Origin of the sequence: Sulfitobacter geojensis (assembly GCF_000622325.1) — a bacterium.
In the GTDB taxonomy this organism is placed as follows: Bacteria; Pseudomonadota; Alphaproteobacteria; order Rhodobacterales; family Rhodobacteraceae; genus Sulfitobacter; species Sulfitobacter geojensis.
The window spans coordinates 1,652,328-1,668,220 of sequence record NZ_JASE01000005.1; the positions used below are offsets into that span (position 1 = coordinate 1,652,328).

Sequence of the window (15,893 nt, forward strand, 5' to 3'; positions counted from 1 at the left end):
TGGGCCCTCCGATCACACCTCGTCCGCACGCCATCTGCGGTGTACCCAAAACCATTGTTCGGGTGCCTGCCGGATCCTGTCGGACAAGCTGTCGTTCAGTGCCTGCGTCATAGTGACAGGATCGGAATGCGGGACAGGGGCCTCTAACACTGTTTCAAAACTTAGACCGTCGGCTTGCCGTATGCCGTAAAACGGGATCAACAGCGCATCATAGCGCAGCGCCAGTTCGGCGGCTGACAGGGCGGTGCGGGCCGGTTCGCCCATAAAATCAAGGACCGGTGCAAAAAGCACATGTTGGTCAAACAGCAACACCAGCTGTCCGCCGCCCTTGAGGTGACGCACAAATCCAGCAGTGCCTTTGCGCCCTTGTGGAAAAACCGGCCCGCCAAAGGCTTCCATCGTTTTGACGTAATGGGCGTTGAAGTAGGGGTTCTTCATGTCGCGGTAAAGACCGCCGATATCATAGCCACGCGCCACGAGGGCGGCCCGGGTCGCTTCATAATTGCCAAAATGACCACTCACGAGGATCACAGGACGCTCCGCCTTGACCGCCGCCTCAAGGGCTGCGGCCCCGGGGCCTTGCGGGGTGTTTTGGGCCATGCGGGTGGGAAAATCTTTGGCCGAGTAATTCTCGATAAAGGAACGGCCAACATTATTCAGACAGCGGCTGGCGATTTCACTGCGGCGCGCCTCGGGCAGGTCCGGCCATATCAGCGAAAGGTTGTCCAATGCGCGTTTACGATATCCGGCAAGGGGACCGATCACCCGCTCCACCAACCAACCGACAAACCGGACACGGGTGGCATAGGGCAGGGCAAGAGCCAGACGGATGACCCCCACGATCAGCGCATTGCTTAGGTAATCGCCAACCCTTTGGGCTGGTTGCGCATGTGGATCAGTTGGGCTGGTTTGGTCTGACATATGGCTTTGACATTTGGGGCAGGTCCGCCAGACATAGCCCGCAGACCCCTGCGCAACAAGTCGGCTTTGTGCCTATGCGCGGCGCGGTCCTGCCGTGTCTTAGTCTTCTTCGTCCTCCTCCACAGTCAACAGCAAATCGCCAGCCGCTTCCATTTGGCGAATGACGTCCACCACATCGGACATCGCGGCCTCTGCATCTGCGGGTTTGACCTTGCCTGCGCTTTCCATGTCTTCACGCAGCTGATCGGCCATGCGCCCGGACATGTTTTCAAGCACAAAGTCGCGAGATGCGGCAAATCCGGCAGCTTCGGCACCTGCAAGGGCGATCACCAGCTTGGCCTGATCGACCTCGCGCAGGACGCGGGGGATGTCGCGTGTGGCGATGCGGCTTGGAATATTGCCGAAGGTAAAGATTGCCTTGCGCACGGCATTGGCAAAGCCCTGATCTGTTTCATCAAGTCCGGTCAGCACGTCATCGCGGGTCAGCGTGGTGGAGGAGTTCAGAATTGCGCTCACCCGTTCCACGGGATCCTCGTCAAAGGCGCGGGCCGGTTGGGCATCAAGCTGCATGGCAAGCGATAATCCGATCCGGTCAACCGCGTCGGGCGTGACGGCATTGGTCAAAGACACAGCATAGGTAATTTTGCGCGCCTGAGGCCCCGGTATCCGGCCCAGTAATTCGGCCGCCATTGATACGGGAAGCTTTGACAGCATCACGGCGGCAACTTCGATGCTTTCATTCTGCAGGACCGGCAGTAAGCGATCCGGTCCCAATTCGCGCAACCGGCCCCACGGATCACCGAACTGGCGCACGCCGGCTTCCTTGCGCAGGCGCGCCGCGGTATGGGCGCTGATTTTGCCATCAAGCGCGTCGAGCGCCCCCGCCATCCCGGCGGGAAAGGACAAGCCGATTTTATCGAGCTCGGCGGCAAATTCGTCGACCACGGCGGTCAAGGTATCGCGATCCACCGTGCGCATCGCGCCCATTTGCTGCGTCAGAGCCACCTGCGCCTCGTCCGGCAATTCCTCGAGCGGGATTTCCGCACCCTCGTTGAGTAACAGGCGCACCACAATCGCGGCCTTTGCGCGACGGCTGAGAGATGCAGACGCGCCGCCCCCCGGAAAGCCGGGCAGCGGCGCAAAGTTGTTCATCGCTACGATGTCGTTCATCTGTCACAAACCCCATGAATTAAGGGGGTTATGGCGGCGAAAGATGAAGAAACCTTGAAGTCGACCCTGACGGAAACTTAGTAATCGAAGGTCTTTCCCGTTGAGATTGCTGTGCGCAAGGATGCTTCGGCCCAGGTGCCGGTGCCGCCGTGAACACGGATTTCGCGCAGCTGGGTCAGGGCATCGGCGGTGCGCCCCTGTTCGACCAAAGCCTGCCCCATGTACGAGCGTGCCAGCACATTGGCAGGGTTCACCCGTAAGGCCTGTGCGTAATAGGTCATCGCTGCATCCATATTGCCCATCTTGCGGTTGGTGAAACCCTGATAGGTCAAGGTGCGGTCATCCTGTGCGGGCATCTGTGCCAGAACGACCTGCGCATCGGCATACCGGCCGGCATAGGCCAATTCGCGCAAATTTTCATAAAGGCTGTCAACGTCCAGATTGCTTTCCTCGGCGGCAACGCAAGATTTTGTCTTCTTGTCGTAAATCTGACCGGTTTCGCATTTCGGCTTGCTTGGTGCGGTTTCTTCACCGCCGCCCGCTGCCCAAGCTCCGGTTGCAGCGAAAGGCAGTGAGAAAGCGGTCGCAAGAATAAAGTGTTTCATAAGGCGCTCCTGAAAATGTGTTTCTAGGAATGTAGCCTATCGGTTAAACTTGCCAAGGGTTTCCTGCGACATACACGCTTGTGTGACCCGCGCGGTGAACGGGCATCAACAAAGGACAGCTAGAGCGCGCGGCCCAAGAGGGGCCGCACCGGCGTCACGGCATCGTTCTGTTCCTGACGGAACCGGGGAGTTTACGTGCTAACCGGCAAACAGCTTTGCGTGCCGCTGTCATAGGATGTGCCCGCAGCACAGGACATGGCCTGTTTTTCTTTGGCGTGATTGCAGCCTTCGGCAAATGCCAGTGCGGGGGCGGCGGTCAAGGCGAGGCTGAGCACAAGTGTTTTGATCTTCATCGTCCGTCTCCTTTGTTTTGATTGCGCAAACCTACACGGTTTGCGCAATTTTTTCAAAGGTTCAGCAGCGCGATCCATCAATTACTGCGAAAACCTGCCGGTGTGGCGCGGTCTCAGTCGCCGAAAACGCGTTTGAAAATCGTATCGACGTGTTTGGTGTGATAGCCCAGATCGAATTTCTCTTCGATCTCTTCGGCGCTCAGGGATTTCAGCACGTATTCGTCGGCCAGAAGTTCGGTTTTGAAATCCTTGCCTTCTTCCCAGACTTTCATCGCGTTGCGCTGGACCAGTTTGTAGGAATCCTCGCGCGAAACACCGGCTTGGGTCAGGGCGAGCAAGACGCGCTGTGACATGACGAGGCCGCGGAATTTATTCATGTTCGCCAGCATGTTGTCGGGATAGATCACCAGCTTGTCGATCACGCCGGTCAGGCGCGACAGGGCGAAATCCAGCGTCACTGTGGTGTCCGGGCCGATGTTGCGTTCGACCGAGCTGTGCGAAATGTCCCGCTCGTGCCACAGGGCGACGTTTTCCATAGCGGGTACCACGGCCATGCGGCACAGGCGCGCCAGACCGGTCAGGTTTTCGGTCAGCACGGGGTTGCGTTTGTGCGGCATCGCACTTGAACCTTTTTGCCCGGCGGAGAAGAATTCTTCGGCCTCCAAGACTTCGGTGCGCTGCATGTGGCGAATTTCAGTCGCGATGTTTTCGATGGAGGAGCCCACGACGCCGAGACAGGCGAAAAACGCCGCGTGGCGGTCGCGCGGGATGACCTGTGTTGAAATCGGTTCGGGCTTGAGGCCGAGCTTTTCGCAAACATGCTCTTCGATGGCGGGGTCGATGTTGGCGAATGTTCCGACCGCACCGGAAATTGCGCCTGTGGCAATCTCATCGCGGGCGGTGCGCAGACGTGCAAGGTTGCGGTCCATTTCGGCGTAAAAGCGGGCAAAGGTCAGGCCCATTGTTGTGGGTTCGGCGTGGATGCCATGCGAACGACCGATGCGGATTGTTTCCTTGTGTTCGATCGCGCGGCGTTTCAGAGCGGCAAGCAGCGCCTCGACGTCTGCAATCAGAATGTCGGCGGCGCGGGTCAGTTGAACATTGAAACATGTATCAAGTACGTCAGAGCTTGTCATGCCCTGGTGCACAAACCGCGCCTCGTCACTGCCGATGTGTTCGGCCAGATGGGTCAGAAAGGCGATGACGTCATGTTTGGTTACGGCCTCGATTTCATCAATCCGTGCCACATCGAATTCGACGTCTTTGGCTTTCCACACGGCGTCGGCGTTTTCGCGCGGGATCACACCAAGATCGGCCATGGCATCGCAGGCGTGGGCTTCGATCTCGTACCAGATGCGGAATTTCGTAGCGGCGGACCAGATGTCGACCATTTCAGGACGGGAATAGCGCAGGATCATGTGGGGCACACCTTTTTGTGACGGTTTTCAGGGTCACGGGCGGCATAGACTGACGGGGGCGTGAGGACAAGGTGGCAGCGGCGGGTTGTTGTGGGAATCGCAGGCGGGGGGCGCGTGTGGAGAGTGCGGACAGTATATAAGGCCAAAAAGAGGAGAGGGTCAGGCGAGAAGTTCGGTGAGTACCTTCGAGGATTTTTCCAAGGTGCGATGCACGGGACATTTGTCGGCGATTTCCAGAAGGCGTTGGCGTTGGTCTGCATCAAGGGGGCCGGTCAATTTGATACGACGGCGCCACGTGTCGATCTTGTCGCCACTGCCGGGTTCAGCGTCCTGTGCGTGGACTTTGTTGTGGCAGACATCCACGCTGACGTGCTCCAAGGGCCAGCCCTTGCGGCGGGCATACATGCGGATGGTCATAGAGGTGCAGGCCCCGAGACCGGCAGACAGGAACCCGTAGGGTGACATGCCGCGGTTGGTGCCGCCATAGGCCAGCGGTTCATCGGCCAGCACGTGATGGGTGGGGCCGGCGTTGACGTCTTGCAAGAAGCCTTCGGCATCTGCTTCGGAGACACGCACGATCCCTTCCGGCGCACCGGGAGGCGGGGCTGGCTGGGCAAGTGTGAGATAGCGGGTCGCCCAAGTGGCAATGACATCGGCGGCATATTCCGCATCGGTGGCGCGGGTGATCAGATGGTCGGCGTCGTCCAGAGTGACAAAGCTTTTGGGGTGTTTGGCCGCCGTGAAAATCTGGCCCGCATTGTCGATGCTAACGATGGCGTCGCGCGGTGCATGCAGGAGCAGCAAGGCGGCATTCAGGCTGGCGATCGCCGGGGAAAGGCTTTCCTGGGCGACATCATCGACGAAGGTTTTGCCAATCGTGAAGGGGCGTCCGCCGAGGGAGACTTCGGCAGAACCTTTTTGCGCAATTTCGGGGAGCGCTTGGGCGAAGTTGTGGGTGACATGGGCGGGATCAAACGGGGCACCGAGGGTGGCAACTGCTTTGATCTGGTCCAGTTGCGCCGCGGCCTTGAGCACAGCAGCACCGCCCAGCGAGTGGCCGATCATCAGCGAGGGCGGCATGCCCTTGCTTTGCAGATAGCTACAACCGGCGATCAGATCATCGACGTTAGAGGTAAAAGAGGTATTGGCGAACTCCCCTTCGGAATGGCCCAGACCGGTGAAATCGAACCGCAAAACGGCGATGCCCATGCCCGCTAGTCGCGCCGCAATTCTGCGGGCGGCCGGAATATCCTTGCCGCAGGTAAAGCAATGCGCAAACAGCGCGGTAGCCAGATGCGGACCATCGGGCAGATCAAGACGGGCGGCCAGCATATTGCCGTCATGGCCGGGAAAGGTGATGCGTTGAGGGGCCATGTGTTTCTCCGATGGGATGTCGTGAAGGTGGGCAATCGCGCGCCATGACGCAAGCCCTGTGTCAGCTCCATCACGCGGGCGTGACGTGATGGCACATGCCGTGACAGCGATTGCCTGTCGTGCGGGGCAGGTGTAGCAACAAAGCGTTGTTGTAATCACGAGGAAGCGCCCCTTGGCCGATATCCCGAAGCCCCCGATGCACCCTGCCACCATTGCCGCGCAAGCCGCCGGTGCGATTGACACTGAAACTGCAGGTGTCGTGCCGGCCATTCATATGGCGACGACCTTTATGCGGGACGCTGAATATGCGCCGATGAATGCGGAAAACATCTATTTGCGGTCACATAACGAAAACACGCGGGTGGCGGAGCGGTTGTTGTCGGCCCTGGAAGGGGCCGCGGATACCTTGTTGTTTCCTTCCGGCATGGCGGCGGTCGCCGCCGTCTTTCGCACGGTCCCGACCGGTGGCGCGGTGGTGGTGCAAAGCCAGATTTATTGGGGCACCACGGCGTGGATCAGGGAGTTCTGCGCCAGACGCCAGATTGCGCTGCACGAGGTGGAAGCCTCGGATGCAGAAGCGCTGGCCGCTGTTTGCGCGCAACATCGCCCCGCGTTGGTCTGGGTGGAAACGCCGTCCAACCCGTGGTTGCGGATCACCGATGTCGCCGGTGCGGCGCAGATTGCCCATGACGCCGGTGCGGCGCTGGTGGTGGACAGCACGGCGGCCTCTCCGGTGTTGAGCCAACCTTTGGCGTTGGGCGCGGACATCGTGATGCATTCTGCGACCAAGGGTATCAACGGGCATTCCGATGTGTTGGCGGGATCGCTTTCGGTGAGCGATGTTGACAGCGCGATGTGGCAAGAGATCCGTGCGGATCGGGACATGGCGGGGGCCGTTTTAGGCCCGATGGAGGCGTGGTTGCTGACGCGCGGTATGCGTACATTGCCGCTGCGTATGCGGGAAATGTCGCGCAATGCCATGCGTTTGGCCGAGTTTTTAGTGGATCACCCGAAGGTGGAAACCGTACTGTATCCCGGTTTACCGGATCATCCGGGGCACGAAATCGCCCGGCGGCAGATGAGCGGCGGATTTGGCGGGCTGTTGTCCTTTGTTGTGACCGGCGGCGCAGAGGCGGCCCTGCATGCGGTTGGCCGCTTGCAATTGTTTCACCGTGCGACCTCTTTGGGCGGGGTCGAAAGTCTGGTTGAACACCGCCACACCATCGAGCCGCACACAGGCATTCCCGAAGGGTTGCTGCGGCTTTCCGTCGGGATTGAAGATGCGGATGATTTGATCGCTGATCTGGGGCAGGCGTTGGGCCAGTGAGCAAAGGGTCGGGGGCAAACAGCCCCCTTCCTTACGGCGCGCCCATCAACGCCGGATCGAATTCATATGTCGTTAGATCCTCGAACCCCTCTTCGGTGACCAGCACCTGATCTTCCAGCTTGATCGCGAAATCGCCGCCTTTGGTCTGGACCAGCGCCTCGACACACAACACCATGCCGGCCTCCAGCGGATAGTCATATGCGCCCGCGACCGCCTTTTCGGGATAGGCGACAAGGGGCCATTCATCACACAAACCCACCCCGTGCATCAGGCAGCCGTATTTGCCCGACTGAAACTGCGCGTCCAGCACATGCGTGCCGGCGGACAATTCTGGGATCATCACGCCGGCTTTTAGCATCTGTTTGTTGCTTTGAATGTGTTCGACCGCATGTTGCATCGCATAGATCATGTCGGCGCGGGGCTTCTGATCCCCGACCCACCATGTGCGTGAAATGTCGACACAGATGCCGTAGCTGCCCACCAGATCGGTGTCAAACGCGACGATTTCGTTGTTCTGAACGATGCGCGGTCCGCATTCCTGAAACCATGGATTGGTGCGCGGGCCAGACGTCAGCAGGCGGGTTTCAATCCACTCACCGCCGCGTTTGATGTTTTCGGAATGCATCACGGCCCAAATATCATCTTCACTGGTTTGCCCTTTGGGAACCTCGCTGCGGGCAAAGTCCTCCATCTTTTTCACGGCAGTTTCGCAGGCGTGAGAGGCACAGCGCATGGCGCGGATTTCGTCCGGCCCTTTCACCGCGCGGCATTTTTCGGTGACTTCTTCACCTTCCAGAATTTCGAACCCCTGTGCTTCGAGGGCGCGCAGCCCGTGCAGCATAATCTTGTCCACCGCCAGACGGTTATTACCACCGGTATGCGCGCTGACCAACTGGCGCACCTCATTGCTAAAGGCATCTGCCGCCACATCGACCTTGTCACCGCGATCAAAGTAAAACAGATCGGCACCGGTGCGTTGTTCGCGTACCAAGGGATTGAATTGACTGAGGAAGGGAGAGTTCTTGTAATCCCAGATCACCATATAGCCATCGGCACAAAGCAGCACGGCGCGGAACGGATTATGGGTGTTCCACAGTTGCATATTGGTGCTGTCGGTCGCATAGCGAATGTTCAGCGGGTCAAACATCAGCAAACCGCCATAGCCGCGTGCAACGATGTGTTGTGTCAACCGTTCCCATCTGAAATGTCGCATCGCAGCTAGATCGGGCAACACCAACCCCGCCGCTTCCCATTCGCGAAAAGCCAGCAGGGTGGGGCCGATTTCGACACGATTGGCATCATTGGGGGAACCGTCCGGCAGGTGGCTGCCCTTGTTGGGGTCAATCTTGCGGGTGTCGCGGTAATGCGGGGTCATGGCGCGCCTTTCGAGATGTGACTAAGGCGCAGCTTGACAGGTTCCGGGGCGCAGGAATGGTCACCAGCGACGCGTTTGCATGTCGTTTTCGCAAGACATCCGGCAAGCGTCAGTTAGGTTGGCACGATGACCGTGATCTTACATAACGCCTTGCCTGACGCATTGCGGGTGCCTCATTCTTTGCCCGGTGTGGCGCCCTGCGCGCCGGATGATTGGCTGCGCGTGGACGAAGTATATGCCGCGCAGATGGCGTACCGAATGGCCCTGATTGCGCGGCAGCCTGATGCGGTTTTATGGATGGCACCGGAAGCTTTGCCTGCCGCGCAAGAGATGCTTGAGGAGGCCTTGGGCATCTTGCCGGCGCTGGGGTTCACACGGCAGGGGTATGATGTGATCTGCCCCGATGGGCGTGTCGTCGCGCTGAATTGGGACGATCCGTTTTATTCGTTGGGGCACTTAGTTCAGCAGGACATCTGTCTGCTGGAAAAGCGCGGGGCCGAGCATGTGCTGACAGGCGCGGTATTGTGCTTTCCGGCCAATTGGCGGCTGGCGGATAAGGTCGGGCGGCCCTTAGGGGCAATCCATGAGCCGGTTGATGAATATGACGATAATCTTGCCCGTCGCGTGCAACGCTTGTTCAACGGCGTGCGGGCGGGGCGTCCGCTTCGGCGCTTTAACCGGCTGAGCTATGTCGACGCCGACCTGCACCAACCTTTCCGCAAAGCCACTGGAATGGTTGAACGTTTCACCAGATCCGAGCGTCAGTGCATCCTGCGATTGCCAAAAACCGATGCAGTTGTTTTCACAATCCACACCTATGTTGTGATAAAAGCGGGATGAACAGGGGCCGCCAAGTTGCGCGGCGGCCCCTGTCATGATCACGCGGGATAAAGCACCATATGCGGTTGCCCGTCCGAGGTTTTTTGCGGTGAATGCCCCTCGGCGTTAAGGGTTGTATTCACCTGTCTGCGAAACGAGCTGAACAGCGGCGAGGTGACCACATCCACAGCTTCGTCAAAACGCAAGGTGAGCGACCAGAACCCGTTCGCCTGTTGGCGCGCGGCCTTGATCTCCCCGTCAAAGGGATGGCCCAGATACCGGCCCGCAACACGCTGGCCGGGGGACCATCCGGGGTGGATGTTGCTGGCCTTTGCAGACAGCGTGTTCCAGTCGCGCGCGCCCCACTGATGGGCGATCGTTTCTAACGCCTGTGCATGGCTCATGGTCTGGCCCTTGGCCGCCAGATCGCTACGCAACCGTTTCGCTTGCGCTTTCAGCACGTCACGCGACGGGATTTGTATTGTATTGTTCATATCAAACACTCCTGCTCGCACATGAGAAAGGGGTCCGCGTTGCCTATCAATCAGCGAGATTGAGAGTTTGTTCATATACACAGGACTTCACCGAAATGCGGACGGCAGGGGCCTGACCCTTGAGCGGCATATAGGAGGCCGCCCTGAAACGCGCAAGGCCTGCCGTCTTACGACAGGCAGACCTTGGCAAAACTGTGCTTTTTTGGTCAGCCGTCGATCTTGGCACCCATGATCGCGATGGCCTGTTGATAGACCGTTGCCGCATTCCACTGCTTGATGACTTTGAAGTTCGGTTGGCCTTCCTGATAGCCTTGGCCCGGTTTCCAGCCCTTTTTGCGCAGGAAATTCGCGGTCGACGCCAAAGCATCCGTCTGGTTGTAGAAATCGACACGGCCGTTGCCATCGGCATCTACGCCGTATTTCAGGGCATTGCCCGGCAGGAATTGCGTATGCCCCAATTCGCCATGTTTCGCGCCTTTGGTTGCAGGGGTGATTGCCCCTTGATCCACCAGCTTCAGCGCGCCGATGGCATGGGGCACGAAAAACGCAGAGCGTCGGCAGTCATAGGCCAATGTGGTGATGGCGGATACAACAGCGCTTTTGCCCATGAACCCGCCAAAACCGGTTTCCATGCCGTGGATCGCCAAAACCACGCCAGCAGGCACGCCGTAGCGCTGTTCAAGCGACTGGTAAAAACCGGCGTTGCGCGCTTTGCGCTTGCGGCCCTGTGCGACAATCGTGTCGGCACCGCGAATTTGCATGAACTTGGGAAGGGAGTATTTGAACGATTTCTGGTTCCGGTCTGCCTTGATTGTGCCCGTCGCATAGGACGCGTTCGCCAAGGCCGCAAGCCCGCGTTGTCCGACACCTGCGGCTTTCGCTTCACCGGCAAAGGATGCTTTCCACTGTCCGAAACCGCCGGCGTTATTGCCGCATTGCGCGGCGAGTGCGGGTGCGGCCAAGGCAAGGCTAAGTGCGGAGCCCAGAATGAATGATTGAAGATGACGCATGGGGATACCTCTTAAACTGTCGCGGACAGCTTACCGAGGTTTGTGCGGGGTTCAAAGGGCAACCGCCTAACATATCCGTCAGGTTGGTGAGGTGCTTGGCGAAGGGCGGGATTAGCCCGCCAGGGCCATGACCCACTGCATATCGGCAGGTGACGTGGCAAAAGCGTAAGCGGTACCACCGGTCAGAATGCCGACACCGACCATAAACGGAAAGGTCAGGCAACGGGCACGGAAGGAGCGGCGGGTTTTAGAGGTGCCAAGGATCGCGGCTTGATCGACGGTTTGACCATTGTTGATACGCGCAAGACGTTCTTCAAATGTTGTGCTCGAAATGGCCATGATGGTCTCCCTTGTTCCTCTGCGTTTACTAATGCTTAGGCTTTCGGGCTAAATTGGGGCAGGCAGGGGGCAAGGTCGGGGCTTCATCGGGACATCAATAAGAAAGGGCGCTCCCGCAGGAACGCCCCTTCGATCATAATATAGTGCCGCTTAGCAGCTGTAGTACATGCCGAATTCGACAGGGTGTGGTGTGTGCTCGTAGTTGTGCACCTCTTCCATCTTCAGCTCGATATAGCCTTCGATCTGGTCGCGGGTGAACACGTCGCCCTGCAAAAGGAAGTCCATGTCGGACTGCAGTTCTTCCAGCGCTTCGCGCAGGGAGCCACATACTGTCGGGATATCGGCCAGCTCTTCTGCGGGCAGGTCGTAGAGGTTCTTGTCCATCGCCTCACCCGGATCGATCTTGTTCTTGATGCCGTCAAGGCCGGCCATCAGGAGGGCTGCGAAACACAGGTAGGGGTTTGCTGCCGGATCGGGGAAACGGGCCTCAACGCGCTTGGCTTTGGGGCTTTCAGTCCATGGGATACGAACGCAACCCGAACGGTTACGTGCAGAGTACGCGCGCAGAACAGGTGCTTCGAAGCCCGGGATCAAACGCTTGTAGCTGTTGGTCGCAGGGTTCGTAAATGCGTTCAGCGCCTTGGCGTGGCCAAGGATGCCGCCGATGAACCACAGGGCTTCCTGTGACAGATCAGCGTATTTGTCGCCTGCGAACAATGGCTTGCCGTCTTTCCAGATGGACATGTTCACGTGCATGCCGGAACCGTTGTCGCCGTAAACCGGCTTCGGCATGAATGTCGCGGACTTGCCGTACGCGTGTGCCACGTTGTGGATCACATACTTGTACTTCTGCAGTTCGTCGGCTTGCTCTGTCAGGGAGCCAAAGATCAGGCCCAGCTCGTGCTGGCAGGACGCCACTTCGTGGTGATGCTTGTCGACCTTCATGCCCAGACGCTTCATCGTGCTCAGCATTTCTGCGCGCAGATCATGTGCTTCGTCTGTTGGGTTCACAGGGAAGTAGCCGCCTTTAAGACCGGGGCGGTGGCCCATGTTGCCCATTTCGTACTCGGTGTCTGTGTTCCATGACGCGTCAGACGCGTCTACTTCGTAAGACACTTTGTTGATGGAGTTGGAAAAACGCACATCATCAAACAGGAAGAATTCTGCCTCTGGGCCCATATAGGCCACATCACCGATGCCGGAGGACTTCAGGTAAGCTTCGGCTTTTTGTGCCGTGCCGCGCGGGTCGCGGTCATATGCTTCGCCGGTATCGGGCTCTACAACGGAACAATGCACGCAGATTGTTTTTTCTGCATAGAAGGGATCGACATAGGCACTGCTTACGTCGGGCATCAGCTTCATGTCAGAGGCTTCAATGCTTTTCCAACCGGCAATGGAAGACCCGTCAAACATGAAACCTTCTTCAAGGAAGTCTTCGTCAACCAGATCGTTAACGACTGTCACATGCTGCAACTTGCCGCGCGGGTCGGTGAAGCGAATGTCGACGTATTCGATCTCTTCGTCTTTGATACGTTGCAGAAATTCCTGGGTGCTCATCAGGGATGTTCCTTTCTGATTGTTTAGAAAAATAGGGTTACAGCGCGTCCGAACCGGTTTCGCCGGTGCGGATGCGGATTGTTTGTTCGACGGGGGAGACGAAAATTTTGCCGTCTCCGATCTTTTCCGTTTTGGCAGCATCTACGATAGCTTCGATGGCAGCATCGACCTGATCATCGTCCAGCACGACCTCGACTTTAACCTTGGGCAGGAAATCGACGACATATTCGGCACCGCGGTACAGTTCGGTGTGACCTTTCTGGCGGCCAAATCCCTTGACCTCGATCACAGAAAGTCCTTGAACGCCAACGTCCTGCAGGGCCTCTTTGACTTCATCCAGTTTGAACGGTTTGATGATCGCTTCGATCTTTTTCATGTCGTGGTCCTCCCAAGATTTCAGTCGCTCTGCGGGTCATTTCATTTTGCGCCACGGGAATCCATAAAGGTGGTGTTAATCAGTGGCCCAAGGCCTGTGAATCCTTGGGGGCTGCGTAATTTTGCACCGCAGCGATTAAATTTTAGGCGGTATTGAAACTTTAAGGGGCCAAGATGACGGAATTGCTGAGTTCGGACCAAATGCGGGCGTTTGAAAAGGCCGCGATTGCGCAGGGGGCGGTCACGGGACTGGACCTGATGGAGCGGGCAGGGCAAGGCGTAGTTGATACCATTTTGGCGCATTGGCCTGCGTTAAGTGAGGGCGCGCAGCAGGCGTTGGTGCTGTGCGGGCCGGGGAACAATGGCGGGGACGGTTTCGTCATTGCCTGCCTGCTGCGCGATGCGGGGTGGGCGGTCAGGGTCCATCTATGGGGCGACCCCGCGGATTTGCCACCGGATGCCAAGGTCAATTTTGACCGTTGGAGTGAGGCGGATAAGGTTCTGCCGCTTGACCCTGAGAGCGTTTTCACCGGCCCCCGACCGGCGCTGTTTATCGATGCGGTTTTCGGCATTGGTTTGTCGCGCCCGCTGCCGGATGCTGTGGCGCAGGTGTTGAACGTTGCTGGGATGAAGGCGTGGAAATCATCGCATGAAATCAAACGTGTCGCGGTGGATTGCCCGTCGGGCCTTGATCTGGACACGGGGCTGATCCCCACAGACATGGGCGCAGTGGAAAAGGCGGGCAGCGCATGGCTCGCGACCCTGAACACAGCGCATCTGACGGTCACGTTTCATGCGCCCAAGTTGGGGCACTATCTGGCGCTTGGCCCGACCTTATGTGGTGAGCTCAGGGTCGTTGATATCGGATTGCACGGCGCGGCACGCGAAAAGCATATGGTGGGTCATGATCCCGACCCGCAGCGGGTGCGGTTGGCGGAACCGAAGTTCTGTGGGCGTGATGTCACGCGCCTTTGGCTGCGGTCCGCAGTGGGCAAACCCAACCTGACAGGGCATAAATTCAACTTTGGCCATGTTGCGGTTTTTGCCGGTGGCGTGGGGCGCGGGGGCGCGGGCCGGTTAGCGGCGCGGGCGGCATTGCGTTCTGGCGCGGGGCTGGTGACGGTAATCTGCCCGCCTGCGGCGTTGATCGAAAACGCCTGCCAGCTTAACGCAATCATGCTGCGCGCTTTGAAGCCTGATCAACCGCTCAGCGATGTTGCCGACCACCGTGTCAGCGCATTCTGCCTTGGGCCGGGCATGGGGGTGTCAGACCGCACACGCGCATTGGTCGGCGAGGTGCTGGCGCGGCGGGCCGGGGATCACGACCTTGACGATCCCGTGGTGGTACTGGATGCCGACGCCTTGGGCAGTTTCGCGCACGACCCGCAGCGCCTGTTCGACCGGACGCACCCCCGCGTGATCCTGACGCCTCATGAAGGGGAGTTTGAACGCCTGTTTCCTGACCTGTCCGGTGCTGCGCGTACGAAAATGTCCAAGGTTGACGCGGTACGCCGTGCCGCTGCACGTGCGGGCTGTATCGTTTTGCTGAAGGGGGGCGATACCGTGATCGCTGACCCGCAGGGCGGTGCAGCGGTGCATGCCGCCAGCTACGGCCGCGAAGCCCCTTGGTTGGCAACAGCAGGGGCGGGCGATGTATTGGCCGGTCTCATTGCCGGTTTGGCGGCTCCGTTCAACAGCGCCAGCCTGTTCTGCGTCGCAGAACTTGCCGCCTATCTGCACGTTGAAGCCGCACGCCGGTTCGGCCCCGGCCTGATCGCCGAAGATCTGCCCGAAGAGTTGCCGAAAGTTTTCCGTGATTTGGGGTTATAGCGATTTACGTGAAGTTCCCTGCACGTAAATCGGTCGCGATCCGGCGCATTCAACGCGTTGCGTGCTGATCTGTGGTTTTCGTCGACCTGCGCTAAAGCGCCTGACCCGCTTTTATGCCGCGTGCAAAACCGCGCCGCGCGCGCGTGCACCATCGGCTGTGCTCAGCTCAAGCCCGTCGCAATACAGGATATGAGGCCCGTCGCAGAACACCTGATACAACGTGGTTTCCTGCATCCCCAGATCGGTAATGAATTCCCCATCCACCAAGGTGCGTGCCGCCACCAGCGCGCGTTCGGAGCTGAACAAGGCGCGTGCCCGCCAGTCGCGGATCAGCACCATCTGGTCGCCTGCAAGGACAGCATCACGTTCAGGACGTGTATGCCCAAGCGATCCTGCAGAAAGCGCAATTGTATGTACTTTACGTGTGGTCCGCTGGATGTGCATCACCTTGGAAATGCCGGTATCGCGTGTGATCAGCTTGTCCCCAACCGATAGAAACTCCACCGGCATTTCGCCATCAAGCGTTAACAGCATGGCACCTGCCACCAGTCCTGTATCCAGGACGGCATAGGGGGAGTATTGGCCCGCATGACGGTCATTGCCGCCAACGCGCCCGACCGTTTTCGGTTCCATGGGCGTCTCTTTCTTATTTTTATAACCTGCTCTGGTTATGTGAACTATATGACAAAATCTTGTTAATGTCTTGCTCTTTTTTGGTCTCGCCAAAGGTTTCACACTTTGCTAGAGAACCGCAGTTGCCGGCGTTATCCGGCGACGCGTGCGGGTGTGGCGGAATTGGTAGACGCACCAGATTTAGGTTCTGGCGCCTATGGCGTGGGGGTTCGAGTCCCTTCACCCGCACCAAAATTTCCAGTCAATTCAAGATCAGCGGCTTTTTGCACTTGCTAAATCATTGGGTGGAGTAA

The 15,893-nt window shown here is 58.5% G+C and carries 16 protein-coding genes and 1 tRNA gene; 4 read left to right on the forward strand and 13 right to left on the reverse strand.

Annotation, left to right across the window (positions count from 1 at the left end):
- Window positions 1-12: 12 nt before the first annotated feature.
- The 6 genes from Z947_RS0110030 to Z947_RS0110055 all read right to left on the reverse strand — a co-directional run bounded on the left by Z947_RS0110030 (window position 13) and on the right by Z947_RS0110055 (window position 5,841).
- Window positions 13-921, reverse strand: coding sequence for a lysophospholipid acyltransferase family protein (locus Z947_RS0110030; protein WP_025044176.1), 909 nt, complete (start codon window positions 919-921; stop codon window positions 13-15).
- Window positions 922-1,020: 99 nt separating this feature from the next.
- A complete protein-coding gene (locus Z947_RS0110035; protein WP_037938840.1) occupies window positions 1,021-2,091 on the reverse strand; it encodes a flagellar motor switch protein FliG in 1,071 nt (356 codons plus the stop codon).
- 77 nt (window positions 2,092-2,168) lie between these two features.
- Window positions 2,169-2,696, reverse strand: coding sequence for a tetratricopeptide repeat protein (locus Z947_RS0110040; protein ID WP_025044178.1), 528 nt, complete (start codon window positions 2,694-2,696; stop codon window positions 2,169-2,171).
- 191 nt (window positions 2,697-2,887) lie between these two features.
- Window positions 2,888-3,049 carry a hypothetical protein gene (locus Z947_RS22070; RefSeq protein WP_156026642.1) on the reverse strand — a complete coding sequence of 54 codons (162 nt, stop codon included), beginning with the start codon at window positions 3,047-3,049 and terminating at the stop codon, window positions 2,888-2,890.
- Window positions 3,050-3,162: 113 nt separating this feature from the next.
- The gene (gene purB, locus Z947_RS0110050; RefSeq protein WP_025044179.1) at window positions 3,163-4,467 is read right to left on the reverse strand and encodes an adenylosuccinate lyase; all 1,305 of its coding nucleotides are present in this window, start codon (window positions 4,465-4,467) and stop codon (window positions 3,163-3,165) included.
- Window positions 4,468-4,626: 159 nt separating this feature from the next.
- Entirely contained in the window at window positions 4,627-5,841 is a 1,215-nt protein-coding gene (locus Z947_RS0110055) for a bifunctional alpha/beta hydrolase/OsmC family protein (RefSeq protein ID WP_025044180.1), read from the reverse strand.
- Between the two features lie 196 nt (window positions 5,842-6,037).
- Here Z947_RS0110055 and Z947_RS0110060 point away from each other — a divergent pair, with 196 nt between their 5' ends.
- Window positions 6,038-7,168 carry a trans-sulfuration enzyme family protein gene (locus Z947_RS0110060; RefSeq protein WP_037939387.1) on the forward strand — a complete coding sequence of 377 codons (1,131 nt, stop codon included), beginning with the start codon at window positions 6,038-6,040 and terminating at the stop codon, window positions 7,166-7,168.
- A gap of 31 nt (window positions 7,169-7,199) precedes the next feature.
- Here the strand turns inward: Z947_RS0110060 and dddP are convergent, their stop codons facing one another.
- On the reverse strand, window positions 7,200-8,543 hold the full coding sequence (gene dddP / locus Z947_RS0110065; protein ID WP_025044182.1) for a dimethylsulfonioproprionate lyase DddP: 1,344 nt from the start codon (window positions 8,541-8,543) through the stop codon (window positions 7,200-7,202).
- 126 nt (window positions 8,544-8,669) lie between these two features.
- On the opposite strand from dddP, the gene Z947_RS0110070 reads away from it, so the two are divergent.
- On the forward strand, window positions 8,670-9,383 hold the full coding sequence (locus Z947_RS0110070) for a heme-dependent oxidative N-demethylase family protein (protein ID WP_025044183.1): 714 nt from the start codon (window positions 8,670-8,672) through the stop codon (window positions 9,381-9,383).
- Between the two features lie 38 nt (window positions 9,384-9,421).
- Here Z947_RS0110070 and Z947_RS0110075 read toward each other — a convergent pair whose 3' ends face one another.
- From Z947_RS0110075 to Z947_RS0110095, 5 genes are all read right to left on the reverse strand, one after another.
- Complete coding sequence (locus Z947_RS0110075) at window positions 9,422-9,856, reverse strand: glyoxalase superfamily protein (protein WP_025044184.1); 435 nt, start codon at window positions 9,854-9,856, stop codon at window positions 9,422-9,424.
- 206 nt (window positions 9,857-10,062) lie between these two features.
- On the reverse strand, window positions 10,063-10,866 hold the full coding sequence (locus Z947_RS0110080; protein ID WP_025044185.1) for a lytic murein transglycosylase: 804 nt from the start codon (window positions 10,864-10,866) through the stop codon (window positions 10,063-10,065).
- A gap of 111 nt (window positions 10,867-10,977) precedes the next feature.
- Complete coding sequence (locus tag Z947_RS0110085; protein ID WP_025044186.1) at window positions 10,978-11,205, reverse strand: hypothetical protein; 228 nt, start codon at window positions 11,203-11,205, stop codon at window positions 10,978-10,980.
- Window positions 11,206-11,355: 150 nt separating this feature from the next.
- Window positions 11,356-12,762, reverse strand: coding sequence for a type I glutamate--ammonia ligase (gene glnA, locus Z947_RS0110090; RefSeq protein ID WP_025044187.1), 1,407 nt, complete (start codon window positions 12,760-12,762; stop codon window positions 11,356-11,358).
- A gap of 37 nt (window positions 12,763-12,799) precedes the next feature.
- Window positions 12,800-13,138, reverse strand: a complete 339-nt coding sequence (locus Z947_RS0110095; RefSeq protein ID WP_025044188.1) for a P-II family nitrogen regulator — start codon at window positions 13,136-13,138, stop codon at window positions 12,800-12,802.
- Between the two features lie 173 nt (window positions 13,139-13,311).
- Here Z947_RS0110095 and Z947_RS0110100 point away from each other — a divergent pair, with 173 nt between their 5' ends.
- The gene (locus tag Z947_RS0110100; RefSeq protein ID WP_025044189.1) at window positions 13,312-14,967 is read left to right on the forward strand and encodes a bifunctional ADP-dependent NAD(P)H-hydrate dehydratase/NAD(P)H-hydrate epimerase; all 1,656 of its coding nucleotides are present in this window, start codon (window positions 13,312-13,314) and stop codon (window positions 14,965-14,967) included.
- A 111-nt stretch (window positions 14,968-15,078) separates the two neighbouring features.
- Here the strand turns inward: Z947_RS0110100 and Z947_RS0110105 are convergent, their stop codons facing one another.
- Window positions 15,079-15,600: a Hint domain-containing protein gene (locus Z947_RS0110105; protein WP_025044190.1), complete on the reverse strand. Its 522-nt coding sequence runs from the start codon at window positions 15,598-15,600 to the stop codon at window positions 15,079-15,081.
- 147 nt (window positions 15,601-15,747) lie between these two features.
- Between Z947_RS0110105 and Z947_RS0110110 the strand changes: the two genes are divergently transcribed.
- A tRNA-Leu gene (locus Z947_RS0110110) sits at window positions 15,748-15,831 on the forward strand.
- Window positions 15,832-15,893: the final 62 nt, after the last annotated feature.